This window comes from Planctomycetaceae bacterium, assembly GCA_041398785.1.
Taxonomy (GTDB): domain Bacteria; phylum Planctomycetota; class Planctomycetia; order Planctomycetales; family Planctomycetaceae; genus JAWKUA01.
On the sequence record JAWKUA010000005.1, the window covers coordinates 74,634 to 92,145 of the forward strand.

Consider the following 17,512-nt stretch of genomic DNA (forward strand, 5'->3'; position numbering starts at 1 on the left):
GGCTGACTCCGTCGTCAATTGGTCCGTCATCGTTCGCCTGGCAGCGCGAACGACAGACACGTGAATCGAACAGCGCGAAGGAGTTTCCTGCAACCGAACGCGACGACTTTTGAAGTGACAACACAGCTTCCCGACGCCGTTGTCGTTCGGGTGACGAACGCTTCGCTTCGCCGGCTCGAATGTAGCTCGCAGGCCGCCGTCCGAAAACCACGGTGACAGGTCACAGCTTTCCATCGTCGCCCCGGACGACGTCACCACGAATGTAATGGTCCCCGCCGAACAATTGCGATGTCACGGCGCGGATGTTCGGCCACTCGGGAATTCGAAGCAGACCACTGCCTCCGATTGGTGGCCTGGCCGACGATCCACCGATCAGTTTCGGCGCGACAAACACGTGAACTTCGTCAATCAACTGTGCGTCGAAGAAACTGCCGAGCACCTCCGGACCCGCTTCGATCATCACGTTCGTGAAATGTCGTTTCGCGAGTTCCGTCAAAACTGCGGAAACGTCGGGACGCCCGACGGCATCCGGCGGAGCTGTGAAGACTTCGCAGCCGAGTTCCTTCAGTCGCTGCACCTGCTGAGATTCGGCCAGGCTGGTGACGACGACCAGTACCGCAGCGTCAGCGATGGTCTTGACAAGCCGGCTGTCCGCTGAGACGGAAGTGCCGCGGGAATCCAGCACCACGCGCAGCGCCGTTCGCGGTCCGGCGGGCCGAGCGGTCAGCGCGGGATCGTCGCGCCGCACCGTGCCGGCTCCCGTGACGATCGCGTCCATGCGGCCTCGCAAACGATGAACCTCGGCCCGCGATTCGTCATTCGAAATCCATTGCGAATGCCCCGTCGCGGTGGCGATCCGACCGTCAAGCGTCATCGCCCACTTGGCATGAACCCATGGTCGTCCGCTGCACATCAGCATTTCGAACGGAGCGATCAGGCGTCGCACTTCGTCTTCGCAGACGCCGATCTCGACTTCAATCCCGGCGACCCGCAGCCGATCGATTCCCCGACCGGCCGCATGCCTTGCCGGATCCTGGCAGCCGATGACCACTCGGCGAAATCCGGCGGCAATCACCGCGTCTGTGCAGGGCGGTGTCTTGCCGTGATGACAGCACGGTTCCAGCGTGACAAAAAGCTGAGCACCGTGCGTGCGGTCCGGCACGCCGGATCGCGTTGACTTCCGCATGAGCGTCGCCGAACTTTCGATGATAACCATCGGCAATCAGAGTTCCGTCATCGCTGACAACGGCGGCTCCCACAGCGGGATTCGGTTCCACTCTCCCGATCCCGCTTCGCGCAATCTGAAGAACATGCTTCATCGCCGAAATGTCGTCACCAAACACCGTCATCGCCACAGCATATCTGCGGCCTCCGCTTCGGGTAATCAGCAGCGGTCACGATTTTGGATTTCGAACGGCCTTCAATAACAAGCGGGGGTGCAATCCTGGCGCTTTCCAATGCTTCAGGGAACGATCTATCCTGTGCAGGCTCAGCAATCGTGTGGAGGAAAAGTGTTATGACTGAACATTCTGCTGAAATCGACAAGAACGCTGTGTTTCGTAACGTGCTGTACATGATGTCAACCATGGCGTCTCGACCGACGATGTGCTTTCACAGTCCGGAAGAGGCCCATGGTACGATTGTCGGCCTGGCGGCGGTGCTGTTCCTGCTGAAGAAGGGTCCACATCGCGCCTACATACATGCGGTGCATCTTGCAAATAGCGTTGTGACAGACGTGCCGCGTGATCCCAACCTGTTTGCCCTTCTTTGCCACGAAGCTCTTCGGCCGGAGGACAAGACGTCGATGGACGCATTCCGAAAGAACTGCCCCCTGTTTCTCGCAAGACTTGTAGAGCTGCTTGAGTTGGAAGACGTCCTCGGGGAGGCTCAGAACATCTCGCTGCGGCCGATATGAGCCGACGATACGCAGACCACTGATATTTCAGAGCTCCGAGCAAGTCAACGCCCCAAAGTCGCCGCCACGCTCCGCGTGACGGGCGGTTCGTGTTGACTCACTGAAACTTTCCGACTGAGATCGGAGCGGAAAGCCTGACGCTGGTGCATTGAAGAACAGGAGCGACTTTGGCCGACGAATCCGAGTCGGACGGTCGGACACGGCTTGTCCGGGCGGAGGAATCTTGCCAGGAAGAGCGGGAAATGTGCGCGGAGCATCACGCGGGGCGTGATGGGTACTCTTGCGTGTCGCGGCGTGAGGCTCGGATGATGGACATGAGCATGACGGCGAAGGCCAGCGCCAGGACGATGGCGATTGGTCGGTTCACCAGAGCCAGCGGGTTGCCGGCGGAACCGGTCAGCACCTGAACGAAGCGTTCTTCCAGCGGGCCACCAAGGATGAGACCAAGCACTACCGGTCCCAGCGGAATTTCGAAGCGTGACAGCAGAAATCCGGTAACGCCCATCGTCAGCATCGTGGCAACGTCAAACAGGCTGCCGTTCAGCGCATAGGAACCGGTGACACAGAACAGAACGATCATCGGCAGCAGAATTCGCCGCGGAATCCGCACGATGCGGCCTCCCAGGCGGATCGCCAGAAATCCAACGGGAACCAGCACCAGGTTCGCCAGCAGAAAGATCAGGTACAGGCTGTAGACGAACGTCGCCTGGTCTTCAAAGATCTTCGGGCCGGGCGTCAGGTTTTTCATCATCAGCACGCCGAGCACGATCGCTGTGATGGAATCTCCGGGAATGCCGAACACCAGCGCGGGAATCCAGCTTCCGGCCAGAGCGGCGTTGTTGGCCGACGTCGCGTCGGCAATGCAGTCCAGGCTGTCAACAGTCTCCGACTTCGCGGAATCTTCGGCGGCTGCGTTTTGAAGTTTCTTCAACCGGGCTCGTTTGGACACGGCGAATGAGACCCAGGCGGCAATGTCGGCGCCGGCGCCGGGCAGCATTCCGATAAAGACGCCGATAGAACTCGACCGGGCGGTGTCGCGTTTTCGGCAGCGGAAGCGGCGGGCCATTTCACTGATCGATCGGCGCCACAGTTGAGCCGCAGCGATGTGATCGTGACTCGCTTCCGACGCAGCGCCGGCAGGTTCCGGACCCAGATTGCGGAAGACTTCGGACAGTCCGAACAGGCCGATCATCGCGGGAATGAAGGAGATTCCCTGGTACAGGTCGGGAATGCCGAATGTGAACCGAGCTTCCACGTGAGCGGCGCTGAGACCAATGGTCGACAGAAACAGTCCCAGCAGCAGACTCAGCAGCGCCTTCGCTTTTGAGCCTGACGCGACCAGCACGGCGCAGCTCAGGCCGATCAGATACAGCCAGAAGTATTCGGTCACGGAAAACAGCGTCGCGACTTTCGCCAGTTGCGAGCCGAGCAGCATCATTGCGATCGCGCCGAACACGCCGCCGGTCGCGCTGCAGAACAGGGCGATTCCCAGAACGCGTTCCGCTTCGCCTCGTTTGGTGAACGCGAACGCTTCGTCCGCATAGGCCGCGGACGACGGAGTTCCCGGGATCCGCAGAAAGACGGTCGGCAGGTCTCCGGCAAAGATCGCGCAGGCGACCATCGTGATGATCGCGGCCATCGCCGCAACGGGATCAAGCCAATACGCCATCGGTACAAACAAAGCCACGGCCATGGTCGCGGTCAGGCCGGGAATCGCTCCCACAAAGACGCCATACACGGCGGCGCTGATGACAATCATCCAGATGTCAAGTCGCCCGAAGACATCGGTCAGAGCCTGTGTCAGCGCTTCATTCATTCGGAAACCATGATTTGTTGTTTCGGAAATGTTCCCGGAAACGATCCTGACAAGTCACCATGCGAACCAGCCCCACGGCAACGGAACGCCGAGTATCCCCGAAAACAACTGGTACAGGCCGGGGACCAGAACGACGGTCATTAGTGCGGCGTGAGAAATCTTCACGCGCAGGCTTAGCAGCAGAGTCAGCAGCAGCGCTGTGGATGACAGGACGTAGCCCGCGTGGTCGCACACCAGGATGAACGCGGCGACGGCGACTACAAACAGGACGGACTTCTTCCAGACGTCGGCAGTTTCGGCTCTGGCGTCATCCCGGATGCGAAACTGCTTCTTCACCGCCAGCCAGCCTGTCGTGACGGCTGCTCCGGCCAGCAGCAGAACGGGAAATACCAGGCGACCGATCGGCGACGTATCACTTTGTGCAAACGCGGCGCTGTTCATGATCGTCCCGAACTCTTCGTCGCTGCTTTTCAGAAGTGCGGCGAACTCCTTCGGTTCCGCCACAGTTCTTTGGAATCCCGCGGACGACATGAACGCCGCGAACTCATCGCTTTCGGCGACCTTCAGCACGGCGGCCTGCATCCGCTGCTGAATTCGGGGAGGAACGTTCCTGGGATACAGCAAACCGCGCCAGCTTCCCATGACCCAGTCGATGCCCTGTTCGCGAAACGTGGGCACATCGGGAGCGGCGGGCGAACGTTCGGCGCTCATGACTCCCAGGCAGCGGACTTCGCCGGCATCCATCAGCGACCGGGCTTCCGGGATGGAGCACGACACCAGTTCCAGGCCGTCCGCCATCAATTCCTGCAATGAAGGAGCCGAGCCGTTGATCGAAATCCACGACACATTGTTCTGGTCGATGTTCTCCCGCGCCAGCCAGCCGATCAGAGCCACGTGCCAGATTCCTCCGTTCGCGGTCCCGGACGCTCGCAGCGGCGTCGGCGCGCTGCGGATTGCGTCTTCCAGATCGGCGATGGTTTTCCAGGGAGCGTCGTGACGCACGAAGATCGCCGCGTCATCGGTGTTCAGCAGAGCCAGGGGTTCGAAGTTGTCGGGAGAAATCGGGCACAGTCCTCGCCAGTGCAGCATGTTCAGTTCGACGGTTCCCATCGTCACGGTGTAGCCATCGGCGCTCGCGAGTGCTCCGCGAGTGTGTCCCGTGACGCCGCCTCCCCCCGTAGCATTCACGACGTTGACGGGAACGCCCAGTTCCTGTTCCAGTTGCACGGCAACCTGGCGAGTCACGCGATCCGTTCCGCCTCCGGCTGACCACGGACAGATCATGGTGACCGGCCGCGACGGAAAGCGGCTTTCGTCCGAACAGCCGACCGGCAACAGCGCAGCGGCCAGCAACAGCCACACCGGCCAGAACCATGAACCACACGGCGCCGGGACTTGCGACGGCGCGAACGATTCCAAACCGGCGGAATTCTCTGGGCACGCTGCCATGGTTTTGCTTCCTACCAATCCACCACGGAGCCGTCCGGCTGAAAGTAGGTTTCCGCGTTCATCCAGTCGTGTCCGATATGTTCGGCGAGTGCATCTTCGTCGATTTCGATGCCCAGGCCGGGAGCGGTAGGAACATCGATGTGCCCGTCCTTCACGACAAACGGCTGCTTCAGATAGCCGTCGCCCAGAGAGACCTGTTCCTGGCACAGGAAGTTGGGAATGCTGGCGGAAAGCTGAATCCCGGCCGCCAGAGAAATCGGCCCCAGCGGATTGTGCGGAGCGATGGCGGCGTAATAGGCTTCCGCCATGCCCGCGATCAGGCGCACTTCGGTGATGCCTCCGGCGTGACACAGGTCCGGCTGAAGAATGGTGGCGGCGTGTTTTTCGAGGATCTCCCGAAACCCCCACTTCGTGAAGATCCGTTCGCCGGTCGCAATCGGGATGTGCGTGTCGTCGGCGATTTCGGCCATGACGTCGACGTTCTGACAGGCGACCGGTTCTTCGATGAACATCGGCTGAAACGGTTCGAGTTCGCGGATCAGAAGTTTCGCGTTTTGCGGACTGATGGCTCCGTGGAAGTCGATTCCGATTTCCGCTTCGTCGCCGCCGGCTTCGCGCAGGGCGGCGAAATTGTCGACGGCTTCCCGGATGAATCGGGGAGACGCGACGATGCCGGACTGCGTGCCGTTTTTGACGCCGGTCTTGAAGGCGGTGAAGCCCTCCGCCTGTCGCTGCACCAGCCGCTGCGGGTCGTAACGCACGTGAGCGTAGACTCGCACACGATGCCGCGTCGGTCCGCCGAGAAGTTCGTACACGGGCACTCCCAGCAGCTTGCCCTTGATGTCCCACAGAGCCATGTCGATGCCGCTGATGGCGCTGGTCAGAATCGGGCCGCCTCGGTAGAAGGCATGACGATACATGGCCTGCCAGTGATGGACGACATTGCGCGGATCCTTGCCGATCAGGTATTCGGACAACTCTTCAATCGCGGTGACCATCGTTTTGGCACGACCTTCGACGATCGGTTCGCCCCAGCCGGTGACTCCCGCGTCGGTATGCACCTTCAGAAACAGCCAGCGCGGTTTCACCAGCATCGTTTCCAGTTTTGTGATCCGGACCGGTTCGCCTCGGGAAGCCAGCGCATTGACGGGGCTGTCCATCTTCCGCCGCGGTTCCGTGTCGTACTGTGTGCGCTGCGATCCCGCTGTTTCCTGCGCGGGAAGCAGACGCGAGAGTGCTCCGCCGGCGACTCCCAGAGCGGCCGCACTTGTCAGAAATCGACGACGACTGGATTCAGATCCCGGCATGGTGAGCTTCTCCCTGTAAGTGTTACGACGAAAACGAAGATGTGGCCGTCGCGCGGCCGCGGGTGCGAACTCGCAGACGCTGCAATCCGACCAATCAGGCTGAAGCGAACGAAGCCGGACCGCGTTCCCGGCGGAGTCGCAACGAGGTTATCCGGATGTGACGACAGGAAAAAGTTAGGCCGCGGAAATTCAGCGGCGTTTCAGAAATCCCGCATCGTTCGCCATGCGGATTTGCTGACTTCTCGGGCAGTCGCCATAATCTGGTCGGACGGAAGACCGCCGATTGCGAGTTACACGCGGTAACGGTTGGTCGAGTGGAATGAGGCGAGTGAGCCTGGTGAATCAGCCTGGCTGCGGTTCGCCGCATTGCATCGCCATCGGTTGCCCGGAGCGGCTCGGCGCGATTTTCGTCCTGGTTCGGATTCCCACACTCTACGATCACGGAGGACAGCTATGGCCCGTTCGGAGGCGAAGCGTCGCAGGCAGCTCGAAAAGAAGAGGCAGAAGCGCACCGACAGGAAGCACGACTTAATCCGGCGACACGGCGCCGGGCTCGCGGAAAAGCTCACCAGACTAGCGGCAGCGCCGATTGTTGAGTGTCTGCTTGATGAACGGCTGGAAGATCGGGGGATCGGCTATATTCTGATTGCCCGCAGGTCCGCGGCGGGCGAATACGCGATGGCCTGTTTCCTTCTGGACATCTACTGCATGGGCGTCAAGGACTGCTTCGGCGTGGTCTGCCGCGCGTCGGAGTTCAGCGAGCGGCTGGAAAAAATGCAGGAAGTGCCGCTGAGTTCCATTGACCCCGCGTCCGCCAGGCGACTTGTCGAAGACGCGGTTGAGTTCGCTCGCGACCTTGGCCTTTCGCCGCACAAAGACTATCGCTCGGTGAAGCAGATCTTCGGCGATATCAACCCGGATCAGGCTCAGGAAACGTTCGAAATGGGCAGAGACGGCAAGCCGCTGTTCATCCCCGGACCTTTCCAGTCGGCCGCCGAAGTGCGCATGGTGATGGCAAAAATTCACCAGGCAGCGGGCGACAGCGGAGCCGCTTTCGTCGTGGACGCGACCGCCTTGTCGGATGATGACTTTGAGGAGATCGGTTTCGACCCGGACAGTCTCCGCAGAATTCCGCATCCGGATGCCACCTGAACGCCGGCTGACGGTGCGCCATTCGCTTCAGGCCGACGATGCCGCCGCGCTCGCCGGCCTGATCGCGCGCCGCCGACGTCGATTTGTTCAAAATAGCGCCAGAACTCTGGCTTCGCTGTCACGATGCACCAGCAGAACCACGGTGTCGCCGCCGTGAAGCTGGTCATCTGCGCCGGCGACCTTGACGTAGCCTTTGCGTTCGATCGCGGCGACCAGGCTGCCGGGCATCACCAGATCCTTCAGCGGAGCCTGCGTTGCCGGAACGCCTTCCCGAACTTCCACTTCCCAGACTTCGGCAAAGTTGCCAGCCATGGGACTGCGTTCGCGAATCGGCCCTCTGGAAACCAGTCCGACAATCTGGCGCGCCATGGCTTCGCGGGGACTGACGGCCACGTCGATTCCCAGACGTTCCAGCACGTTGGCATAGTCGGGGCTGCGAACGATGGTAATCAGCCGCTGGCAGCCGAGTTCCTTGGCTTCGACGCCGCACACGATGTTTTCCTCGTCGCGGCCGGTACACGCGACGAACACTTCCGCGCTGCCGACGCGGGCCTCTTCCATGTCAGCTTTGCTTTTCACGTCGGCGTGCAGAACCAGCGTATTCTTCAGCCGCTCCGCGACGAATTCGCATCGCTGAGCGTCCGCTTCCATCAGAGTCGTGCGGCAGCGCGTTCGTTCCAGCAGCCGCGCCAGGTTGAGTCCGATTTCGCCGCCTCCGGCAATGACGACTCGCGGTCGTTCGCTGCTGCGTCCCTGAAACATCGGCGTGACCTTGTCGATGTCGCCGCGCCCGCCGATCAGAGTCACATGGTCGCCGGGTTCGATCGCGTCGTTGGCTCCGGCAACCGTTGACCGGTGCTCACCGGAAATCAGCCCGACTCGCACTCCCGCCGGCAGGTTCAGATCCTTCAGCTTCACGCCGATCGCCCGCGCGCGTTCGCCGATGTGAATCCCCTGAACTTCGACTCCGCCGCGAACAAAGTTTTCGACCGTCAGCGCGGACGAACTGCGAATGTGCTTGGCCAGTTCCAATGCCGTCAGTTCTTCCAGACTGATCAGTCGGTCCACGTTGAAGTGCCGCCGATAGTCGAACGTGCTGTTGTCCCGCAGAATCGGGTTGAAAATGCGGGCCACGCTGCGGCCGGCTCCCATCTCCCGTGCGATACTGGCGCTGACCAGATTCACTTCGTCCTTGCTGGTGACCGCCAGGCACAGGTCCGCCGACAGGACTCCCGCCTGAAACAGCGTGGCCGCGTCAAACGCCGACCCGCACACGGACTGCACGTCCAGTCGCTCTTCCACGCGCCGCAGCACGTCGGGGTTCTCGTCAACGATGCAGACGTTGATTCCCTGACTTCCCAGCAGCTCCGCCACGGTTTGCCCAACCGTTCCGGCTCCCAGCACAACAACATTCATGGACGGCGTTCCAGCGATTCAGACAACAATCGACACTGTGGTACTTTAGTGTCTCACACCGACGGGTTCCTGTTCAGCGATTCCGGCGGCTCATTCCAACGGCTGACGTTCTGTCGGTCCGCGTGTGTCACAGGACGTTCGTTGCTGCCGCGGCTCAGCGGAAGTCTGGCCTTTCCAGACGTTCGATCGCACATACTCACTCATCCGATGACGCCTGACAGTCGACGAGTGTCCTGTCCATCGTAAGTTGATGTGTGCCAATGGCTGAGCCAGTGCCCGGCACTCCGGAAAACACTGGCGCAGCCCGTGGCACACGACCCACCGATCCACGCCTGACAAAGCACTAGCGCCCGGACTGCGTCACCGAGAACACTCTTGCGTCGTCCGGTGCCTGGCGGCTGAGACGTTTCATCACGACGGAGACTCCCGAGGAACCGGAATTGCCAAATACCCAGATTTCCTGCACGAACCGTGAAGAAAGCACGCGAACGATCCGCTGCGGTTCTCCGAGCGTACGAGTCACCTGTTGTCCCGACATGCCCGGAACAACGCGACCTTCGCGCATCGCCAGTTCGATGTCCGTTCGGGGAAGTTCCTTCACCTGTTCGGTCGTCATCCAGCGATCGTGCAGCCGAGTCCAGCCGTAGCGTTCCAGTCGCTGACCGATCAGTTCGGCTTCCTTCGGTTCCGTGGTTGCGGCGACCTGCCACGCCTGTTTCAGCAGATCGATTCCCTGTTGCTGGTGTTCTTCGTTCTTCCAGCGTTCATAGGCGAACAAGTATTCGTCGGCGGTTCGCAGAATCCCGGACAGCCCGCGATCGACGAAGCGATCCCGCTGTTCCGCCAGCCAGTCATTCACGGCCTTCTGAAAGTCGTCGCCGCGATCATGGTGCAGTAACAGTTCGCTGAGTTCCTGCAACTGCGGTCGGCTGAGCTGCCTGACCTGACTCAGCTTGAAATCCAGAAACGCGGTTTCCAGTTCGCCGATCGCCGCGGTTTCCTCGGGCAGTTCCTGTCGTGCTTCCGCGGCAAGGTCCAGGCCGTTGCTGCCGTCGGCGGCCAGTTTCCGCTGCAGGTCAGGCAGACGCACCTGCCGGAAGAAGCGACGGTTCAGGACGCGCCGTTCCAGGTCGGATGCCTTGTCGTAAGCCGCGACGGAATTCTTCAGGAACGATTGTTCCAGTTCAGCGGGAACAGTCTGCGAGGCGTCATCCCAGCCTGGCAGTTGCGATCGAATCCGATCCAGAACCGCCGCTCGATCGAAGTTTTTCGCGGTCGTCTGCGTCGCCAGTGACTGAAAGCGAATCGCCGCCACGTCGCGTGCATCCAGTTGCAGCGCTTCCGCGCGGTCGGCCAGCGACGAAAGCTGCGCTGCGTCGTCCGAAAATGCACGTCGCTGAAGGTTCACGGCGCGGCGACGCAGCGTCGCCACGTCCGCCTGAAGCGCGGTGTCTTCGTAGTACTTCGCCACCGCGGCATATTCGTCTGCCAGCGCATACAGGCGTTCCGGATACGATTCCGGAACCTCCAGAGCTCGCTCCGCCATTCGCTGCCGGTCGGTGTCGCCGATAATCAGACGTGACACGCTGAATTCGAAACGGTCGCCGGCTTTTCGCAATCGTCCGGAGACGGTCAGCCGCTGATCGGCCTGCATCTTTTCCGGAAGTTCCGTGCCGCGTTCGGAGTTGAACCGAATCTCCAGAGTCTTCAGCCGAAACTGGCGTCCCAGTCCTCCGTCGTAGCGGCCGGTGATCTGCAGCTTCCGTTCTTCGGCCGCCCACTCGTTCCAGTTGTCCTTTTGCTGAACCATTTCTTCGGCCGACAGTGTCTGAGCCCGCGCGTCATCGGCCGCAAACGAAACGACAGCGCACGTCATCAGCATGCACAGTGAAAACCGGATGGCTGTCATCGTTCCTCCATTCCGTCGGACGCAAGGATTGTCTGATTGCGATCGACCCATTGTTCCGATCGTTCCACAAAGTCCCGCTGCTGTTCAAGCCGCTTACGAAGAACGTCATCAACATCGACGGGCAGGCCGAGTTCCCGGCAGTGAACTTCGCTGGTCAGCAGAACAAACGTATCCGGCTGCAGTTCAATTCGCCACGCGCCGTCAGCGTTTTCCGGCGGCGCCGACACATTCTGCACGGCCGCGGCGAACAGATACTGATTTCCTTCAACAACATCCGCCAATTGCGCCAGTGCCGGCAGCGCGATGCGAATTTCAACGCGATGCCGCCCCGGAGTCACAGGGAATTCCACGACGAAAAGCCCCGCATGACCCGCGTCCGGCACGATGCCGGAATCAAACACGAACACCTGGCCGACCATGTCCGCCCGCACGGAATCGGCGGCTCCGGATTTCAGACTGCCGGATTCAGAATAGGCACCGAACAGCGAATCCAGCAGATCCGCGTGCGCAAGTGAGTTGTAGACCTCCGTCTCCTGATGCAGATTCACAACGCGCCGGAATTCACTGTCGTGGAATCCCAGAGTTTCCGCGGCGGCGACCGCGTCGGCGAGCACCGGTTGCAGAGCCGTCAGATCGGCGTCGGCCAGAAGTCCGTCCACCTGATCCAGCGATGTTCGCCACGACTGTCTGGCATTCTCCAGTTTCCGCTGATGCAGCATCCACGCAGATGTCGCGATGACAATTCCCAGCATCGACAGCACCAGCAGACGAAACGGTGTGAAGGTCCGCTTTGCAATCCCGGCGAAGTCGATCTTTGGCATCGTGAATCGCGGCAGACGAAATCGCGGTCGTTCGTCGGCGGCAACCGCCTGCGCTTCGCGTTCGCGTGCGGAAGCAGCACCCGATAATTCAGCATCGTCGGCAGATTTCTTCGGCCGCGACGCCGGAGGTGACTTCGCCGGCAGAAGTTCGCTGACAACGGTTGTGAGCCGATGAGCGAACGAACCTCCGATGACTTCGCTGCTGACGCTGCCCGTCGACGGATACACATTGACCGGAAGAACGAAGTGAACCGCCTGGCACTGAGGGCACACCGCCTGCTGCCAGCTCGACCGGCGTGTGCCTTCCAGCAGATTTCCGCAGTCGCACCGAAGCTGAAACGCGACCGGAATCTCCTCGGCAGCCGTTCCCAGCAATCGGGCTTTTGCTCGGCGAATCTTGCTGATGGTTGCGGGCATCGTTCGAGTATTCGGTTCACTGAGCGGGATGATGCGTTCCGGGCAGACGATTCAATTCGAAGACTCAATCACGGCCCCGCGCAGAATCATCATTGGCTGCCAATCCGGAAGCGGCAAGCCGGTCCATGGCCTGTTCGAAAGTCACGGGCGGATCATACCCGAAATCCCTGCGCGCGGCGGCAATGCTGTAACTGTGAGATCCGGCCAGTTGCTGTGCGACGAATCGCGTCATCGGAGGTTCACGCTTCACGCGCAGTGCTGTCCAGGCAAGTTCAATGACCGCTCCCAGACGGTACGCGGCCTCCGCGGACACCGACTTCGTCACGGGATCAATCCCCGCGAGACTCAGCAGTTGGTTCACCCAGTCCCACAAATTGACGGCGTCAGGTTCGTTGATGAAGTACGCCCGTCCGGCGGCTGAATCGGATCGACGCAGCGATTCCTCCGCCTGCAGGTGAGCGGCGGCCGCGTTTTCGACGTAAGCGACCGAAACAACATTGCGTCCGTTTCCCACGCGACGCAATCTGCCGGAACGAGCCCTTTCCATGAGTCGTGGAATCAGATGGTTGTCTCTCGGTCCCCAGATCAAATGCGGTCTCAGCGAAACCGTACGCAATGTCCGCGAGTCATTCGCCGCCAGTACCGCCTGTTCAGCGAGTGCCTTGGAATGCGGATAGTGGCACAGCCATCGTTCGGGATACGGAAGCGATTCGTCCGCGTCAATGTGATCGGTTCCGTCGAAAACGACGCTCGGCGAACTGGTGTAGATCAGACGTTCCACGCGGTTCGCGCGGCAGGCATCGACGACGTACTGAGTTCCCGCTGTGTTGATGCCGTGATAATACGACCACGGCCCCCAGATTCCGGGAACCGCCGCGACATGAAAAACGGCGTCGATCCCGTGACACGCTCTGGTCACGGCGGCAGGATCCTGCAGATCACCCTGAATGACTTCGACGCCGGATTGAGTCAGGTCGTCGTAGCGACCTCGACAGAACACTCGCACGTCGTCTCCGCGCAACAGCAGTTGTTCGACGATGTAACGGCCGAGAAACCCGCCTCCGCCGGTCACAAGTGCATGCATGGAAATTCAGGAACCGGGAATTCAGGAATGAAGACTGTCGTTTGACAGGTCGCGAACCAGCGGTTGTCGTCACTGCCAGGTGGCCGGTCGCTGTACAGGAGCTTCGTTGTGGTGTGATTTGTTTGATTTTCCGGCGATTCGGTCCAGGAACTTCATGCCGGTCGCTTCGACGCTTCACCGGCCACTTCCTGAACGAACCGCGGAACCGCGTACCCCGGCAGTTGCTTCGCCAGTTCGTCGACCAGCACTCGGCCGCGAGCCGCGTCGACCTGGAAGTGAGCAGTACCGGCGACCTGATCGAGCTGATGCAGGTAGTAGGGCATGACACCGGTGTTGATGAGTCGGCGGCTGAGATCTCGCAGAACGTCGACGCTGTCGTTGATGCCCTTCAGCAGCACGGTTTGATTCAGCACGGGCAGTCCGCTGCGAACGATCGACCGCAGCGCGTCCGCGCAGTCGTCGACGATTTCGTTGCCGTGATTCGCGTGAATCACAATGACGGCCTGACTGCGAAGAGACGTCAGCAGTGTCAGCAGCTCGGGCGTGACTCGCGACGGCAGCACGACGGGCAGCCGGGTGTGAAACCGGATGCGTTCCACGTGAGAGATCTCGTCCGCCAGGCGGCACAGTTCCGACAGTCTTCGGTCATTCAGCATGAACGGATCGCCGCCGCTGAAGATCACTTCGCTGATCGACGAATCGTCGCGGATGGCGTTCAGAGCGGTTCGCCAGTCTTTCAGCCGCCGGGGTTCCCGGCCGTACGGATACTCGCGACGAAAGCAGTAACGGCAGTGAACGGCACAGGCTCCCGACGCAATCAGCAGAACTCGCCCGGCGTACTTCTGCAGCAGACCGGGGGCCCTGTGAGCCGCATGGTCGTTGACGGCATCGGGGACAAACCCGTCGACGTGGCGCCGTTCCGACATCATCGGAAGCACCTGTCGCAGCAAAGGATCGGCGGGATCACCGGGCTTCATTCGCCGAACAAAACTGCGAGGGACCAGCGTCCGGAACAGACTGTCGCCGGACACGTCCGCGTCGGGAACATCCGCCGGAGTGAGTTGCAGGCATTCCAGCAGCTCCGCCGGGTCGCAAATCGCGTCCGCCATTTCCCGCTGCCAGGAAACCTCGTCGGCTTCCGGAACCTGATGTGGTTCCGCCGCGTTTCGTGCGGCGGATTTCGGTGGATTCAGGCCGGGAAGGCGCGACATCAGGATTCACTCGGAACTGGGGATTTGCTAATAATTCGCGGCCGGTTTGTCGTCCTGGCATCAGTCGGCGGCCCGAACGTCAACCGTATCAATGCACCCGCAATCACCTTCAACCGACAATAGCACAAGCAAAAGAATCACTCCAATGGCCAACGTCCCCACAGGCGATTTTCGCAAGGGAGTCAAAGTCCTGATCGATGGCGAGCCGTACGAAATGATGGAATGCAATTTCGTCAAGCCTGGCAAAGGGCAGGCGCTGTACAAGACCAAACTGCGCAATCTGCTGAAAGGCACGCTGCTGGACCGAACCTACAAAAGCGGTGACGGTCTGGAAGGTGCCGACGTGCATCGCAGCGACGGCGTGTATTCCTACCGGGACGGCCAGGGCTACGTCTTCATAGACAACAACTCGTTCGAACAGCACACGCTGTCCGCCGCGGTGTGCGGCGATTGCATGAGATTCCTGCTGGAAGGTGCTCCCGTGGGACTGCTGTACTGGAACGGCAACCTGATCAGCATGACGCCGCCGCAGCAGGTGACTCTGGAAGTCACATACACAGAACCTGCCGCGCGCGGGGACACGGCCACAAACGTCACCAAGGGAGCGACGCTGGAAAGCGGAGTGGAAGTCCAGGTTCCGGCGTTCATCAAACAGGGCGACAGAATCAAGATCGACGTGGACAGCGGCAAGTACATGGAACGCGTCTCCAGTTGATTGCGCATGTCCGCGGATGGACGCTGCCGGATCAAATGCCGACGTCACCCGGAATCACAGTCGCGCGACGTTGGGCGATCCGCGGAGGCAGTCTTTCGCGCGTGATGTCCGCGTCGGACGGCACTGACACCTGCCGGAAACACAGGTTCCGTTTGATTCCGATCCTGCAGGATTCGACAACGCTGATCCGGGGGCGTGGATTGGGCCGATGCAGGCCCGCGTGCTCACGTGCGCAAGAGCTTCCAGTATCTTCTGCGGGAGCGAGAGTTTGAAAAGTCCCGATGTCTGACGAGACTCACAATCACCGGCTGTATATCGAAACCGTCGGCTGCCAGATGAACATGCTGGACAGCGAACTGGTCGTCGCCGCGCTGCGCCGGGACGGGTACGAACTGACGGACGATCCGAAATCCGCGGACACGATTCTGTTCAATACGTGCAGTGTCCGTGAACACGCCGAGCATAAGATCTACAGCTCACTGGGCCGGCTGAAGTACGCCAAGCGAAAGGATCCTCAGAAGGTCATCGGAGTTCTGGGCTGCATGGCTCAGAAGGATCAGGACCTGATCTTTCGCCGGGCTCCTCACGTCGACATTGTCGTCGGAACGGGACAACTGGCGGAGATCCCGCGACTGATCCGTGAAACACGTTCCGCATCACAGCGTGTTCAACAGAAAGCCGTCAGCCTTGGCCGTCGCGAAGGCAGCGTCGCCGCGGTGTCCGGAAGTTTTCAAAGCTACGATCCGCTGCGGGATCCGGAGATGCGCCCAACGCCGTTTCAGGCATTCGTCCGCATCATGATCGGCTGTGACAAGTTCTGCACATACTGCGTTGTGCCGTCAACGCGCGGCCCGGAACAGTCGCGTTCACCGTCGGAGATTCTCCAGGAAGTCGGCGTGCTGGCGGATCAGGGAGTGAAGGAAGTCTGTCTGCTGGGCCAGACTGTCAACAGCTACAAGTACACCGAAAACGGCAGTCTGCATCGGCTGTCGGATCTGATCAGTGCCATCAGCGGCATCGACGGCATCGAACGCATTCGGTTCGTCACAAGTTATCCCAAAGACATGACAACCGATCTGCTGCAGGCCGTTCGAGACCTTCCGCAGGCTGTTCGATATCTGCACGTTCCGCTGCAGCATGGCTGCAATGAGATTCTGCAGCGGATGAAGCGCGGCTACACCGTGGAAAACTATCGCGAAATGATGCACCGCGTGCGTGATGTGATTCCGGAATGCAGCGTGTCGAGCGATTTCATTGTCGGATTCTGCGGTGAATCCGAAGACGCTCATCAGAAGAGCATGGATGCAATCCGGGAATTCCGGTTCAAGAACAGCTTCATTTTCAAGTACAGCGAACGCGGCGGAACCAAAGCGGCCGAACTGATGCCGGACGATGTACCGGACGACATCAAGAAACGTCGCAACAACGAAATGCTGGCTCTGCAAAATGAAATCAGCGAAGAAGACAACGCGGAATTCATCGGACGCCAGGTCAGCGTTCTCGTGGAAGGTCCCAGCCGGTCCTCAGAAAAGAAGGCCGCCCGCGGCGAAGAAACGTCCGTGGCGGGCAGTCTGCTGGCCGTGCAGTTGATGGGGCGTTCGAAGTGCGACCGCATCGTGGCATTCGACGGAAATCCCCGCCTTGCCGGCTCAACCGTGGACGTGGAGATTCACGACTGTACGGCCACGACGCTGATCGGATCGATCGTCACCAGGCAGGTTCAGCACGGGTCTGCCGGAATGCTGCCGATCCTGTCATGATGACCGAAGTCCGGGCTGCGGATATACCCCGAGCGGGGCAAATTGAGGTATTCTGGCTCGCGGCATGAAGAAGTGCGAAAAGTATCAGCGCTCGCCGCGGCCAGTATAAATTCGGGAAACGCGCAGCGACCACCGCCGGGTTTCCTGTACGCATCGGTCTCGGGCAGTCGTCGGCGAATACCTGTGGACAGGCGCCGAACAGCGGTGGACGGACGGCGGCGGCCTCACCGGAGTGCCCAGACGCTGCGCACGCGCATAGCGTGGCAGCGCGACAGGTCGTGAATTCTTTGGTGAAGTGCGACTGTTCGTCCGATGCGGACGAACGCATTCGTCAGGCGAAAGCGGGTTCCGCAGCCATGGCGAGAACTGCGATCTTCGCGCGTCCATCAGGGTCTTCGATCTTCAGAACGACCTCACCGTTTTCAGTGTCAATTTCGATGACGGTAACGGAGTAGATGCCGATTTGCAGGACGTCATCCTGCCTCAGATCGAACTGATGAGACTTCATGTGCCAGCACCACCAAATAGGGAAATCACCCG

The 17,512-nt window shown here is 60.5% G+C and carries 14 protein-coding genes; 4 read left to right on the forward strand and 10 right to left on the reverse strand.

Going from position 1 to position 17,512, the window contains the following annotated elements; genetic code table 11:
• Positions 1–220: 220 nt before the first annotated feature.
• Positions 221–1,186 carry a bifunctional diaminohydroxyphosphoribosylaminopyrimidine deaminase/5-amino-6-(5-phosphoribosylamino)uracil reductase RibD gene (gene ribD, locus R3C19_07375; protein ID MEZ6060163.1) on the reverse strand — a complete coding sequence of 322 codons (966 nt, stop codon included), beginning with the start codon at positions 1,184–1,186 and terminating at the stop codon, positions 221–223.
• Positions 1,187–1,516: 330 nt separating this feature from the next.
• Between ribD and R3C19_07380 the strand changes: the two genes are divergently transcribed.
• On the forward strand, positions 1,517–1,915 hold the full coding sequence (locus tag R3C19_07380) for a hypothetical protein (protein MEZ6060164.1): 399 nt from the start codon (positions 1,517–1,519) through the stop codon (positions 1,913–1,915).
• A 256-nt stretch (positions 1,916–2,171) separates the two neighbouring features.
• Here R3C19_07380 and R3C19_07385 read toward each other — a convergent pair whose 3' ends face one another.
• From R3C19_07385 to dgoD, 3 genes are read right to left on the reverse strand one after another with little or no spacing between them, the layout of a single operon-like run.
• On the reverse strand, positions 2,172–3,731 hold the full coding sequence (locus tag R3C19_07385) for a tripartite tricarboxylate transporter permease (GenBank protein MEZ6060165.1): 1,560 nt from the start codon (positions 3,729–3,731) through the stop codon (positions 2,172–2,174).
• A 54-nt stretch (positions 3,732–3,785) separates the two neighbouring features.
• Positions 3,786–5,180 (reverse strand): tripartite tricarboxylate transporter substrate-binding protein, encoded by a 1,395-nt coding sequence (locus R3C19_07390; protein MEZ6060166.1) that lies wholly within the window; start codon positions 5,178–5,180, stop codon positions 3,786–3,788.
• A gap of 11 nt (positions 5,181–5,191) precedes the next feature.
• Positions 5,192–6,487 carry a galactonate dehydratase gene (gene dgoD, locus R3C19_07395; GenBank protein MEZ6060167.1) on the reverse strand — a complete coding sequence of 432 codons (1,296 nt, stop codon included), beginning with the start codon at positions 6,485–6,487 and terminating at the stop codon, positions 5,192–5,194.
• Between the two features lie 453 nt (positions 6,488–6,940).
• On the opposite strand from dgoD, the gene R3C19_07400 reads away from it, so the two are divergent.
• Entirely contained in the window at positions 6,941–7,639 is a 699-nt protein-coding gene (locus R3C19_07400; protein ID MEZ6060168.1) for a hypothetical protein, read from the forward strand.
• 87 nt (positions 7,640–7,726) lie between these two features.
• Here R3C19_07400 and trkA read toward each other — a convergent pair whose 3' ends face one another.
• The 5 genes from trkA to epmB all read right to left on the reverse strand — a co-directional run bounded on the left by trkA (position 7,727) and on the right by epmB (position 14,497).
• Complete coding sequence (trkA, locus tag R3C19_07405; GenBank protein MEZ6060169.1) at positions 7,727–9,073, reverse strand: Trk system potassium transporter TrkA; 1,347 nt, start codon at positions 9,071–9,073, stop codon at positions 7,727–7,729.
• Between the two features lie 325 nt (positions 9,074–9,398).
• Entirely contained in the window at positions 9,399–10,964 is a 1,566-nt protein-coding gene (locus R3C19_07410) for a hypothetical protein (GenBank protein MEZ6060170.1), read from the reverse strand.
• Complete coding sequence (locus tag R3C19_07415) at positions 10,961–12,202, reverse strand: hypothetical protein (GenBank protein MEZ6060171.1); 1,242 nt, start codon at positions 12,200–12,202, stop codon at positions 10,961–10,963. The genes R3C19_07410 and R3C19_07415 overlap by 4 nt, the downstream gene beginning before the upstream one ends.
• A 64-nt stretch (positions 12,203–12,266) precedes the next feature.
• Positions 12,267–13,286 carry an NAD-dependent epimerase/dehydratase family protein gene (locus tag R3C19_07420; GenBank protein MEZ6060172.1) on the reverse strand — a complete coding sequence of 340 codons (1,020 nt, stop codon included), beginning with the start codon at positions 13,284–13,286 and terminating at the stop codon, positions 12,267–12,269.
• A gap of 152 nt (positions 13,287–13,438) precedes the next feature.
• Positions 13,439–14,497 carry an EF-P beta-lysylation protein EpmB gene (epmB, locus tag R3C19_07425; GenBank protein ID MEZ6060173.1) on the reverse strand — a complete coding sequence of 353 codons (1,059 nt, stop codon included), beginning with the start codon at positions 14,495–14,497 and terminating at the stop codon, positions 13,439–13,441.
• 145 nt (positions 14,498–14,642) lie between these two features.
• On the opposite strand from epmB, the gene efp reads away from it, so the two are divergent.
• Both efp and miaB read left to right on the forward strand, forming a co-directional pair.
• Positions 14,643–15,212 carry an elongation factor P gene (efp, locus tag R3C19_07430; protein ID MEZ6060174.1) on the forward strand — a complete coding sequence of 190 codons (570 nt, stop codon included), beginning with the start codon at positions 14,643–14,645 and terminating at the stop codon, positions 15,210–15,212.
• Positions 15,213–15,493: 281 nt separating this feature from the next.
• On the forward strand, positions 15,494–16,972 hold the full coding sequence (gene miaB, locus R3C19_07435) for a tRNA (N6-isopentenyl adenosine(37)-C2)-methylthiotransferase MiaB (GenBank protein ID MEZ6060175.1): 1,479 nt from the start codon (positions 15,494–15,496) through the stop codon (positions 16,970–16,972).
• Between the two features lie 331 nt (positions 16,973–17,303).
• Here miaB and R3C19_07440 read toward each other — a convergent pair whose 3' ends face one another.
• A complete protein-coding gene (locus tag R3C19_07440) occupies positions 17,304–17,480 on the reverse strand; it encodes a hypothetical protein (protein MEZ6060176.1) in 177 nt (58 codons plus the stop codon).
• Positions 17,481–17,512: the final 32 nt, after the last annotated feature.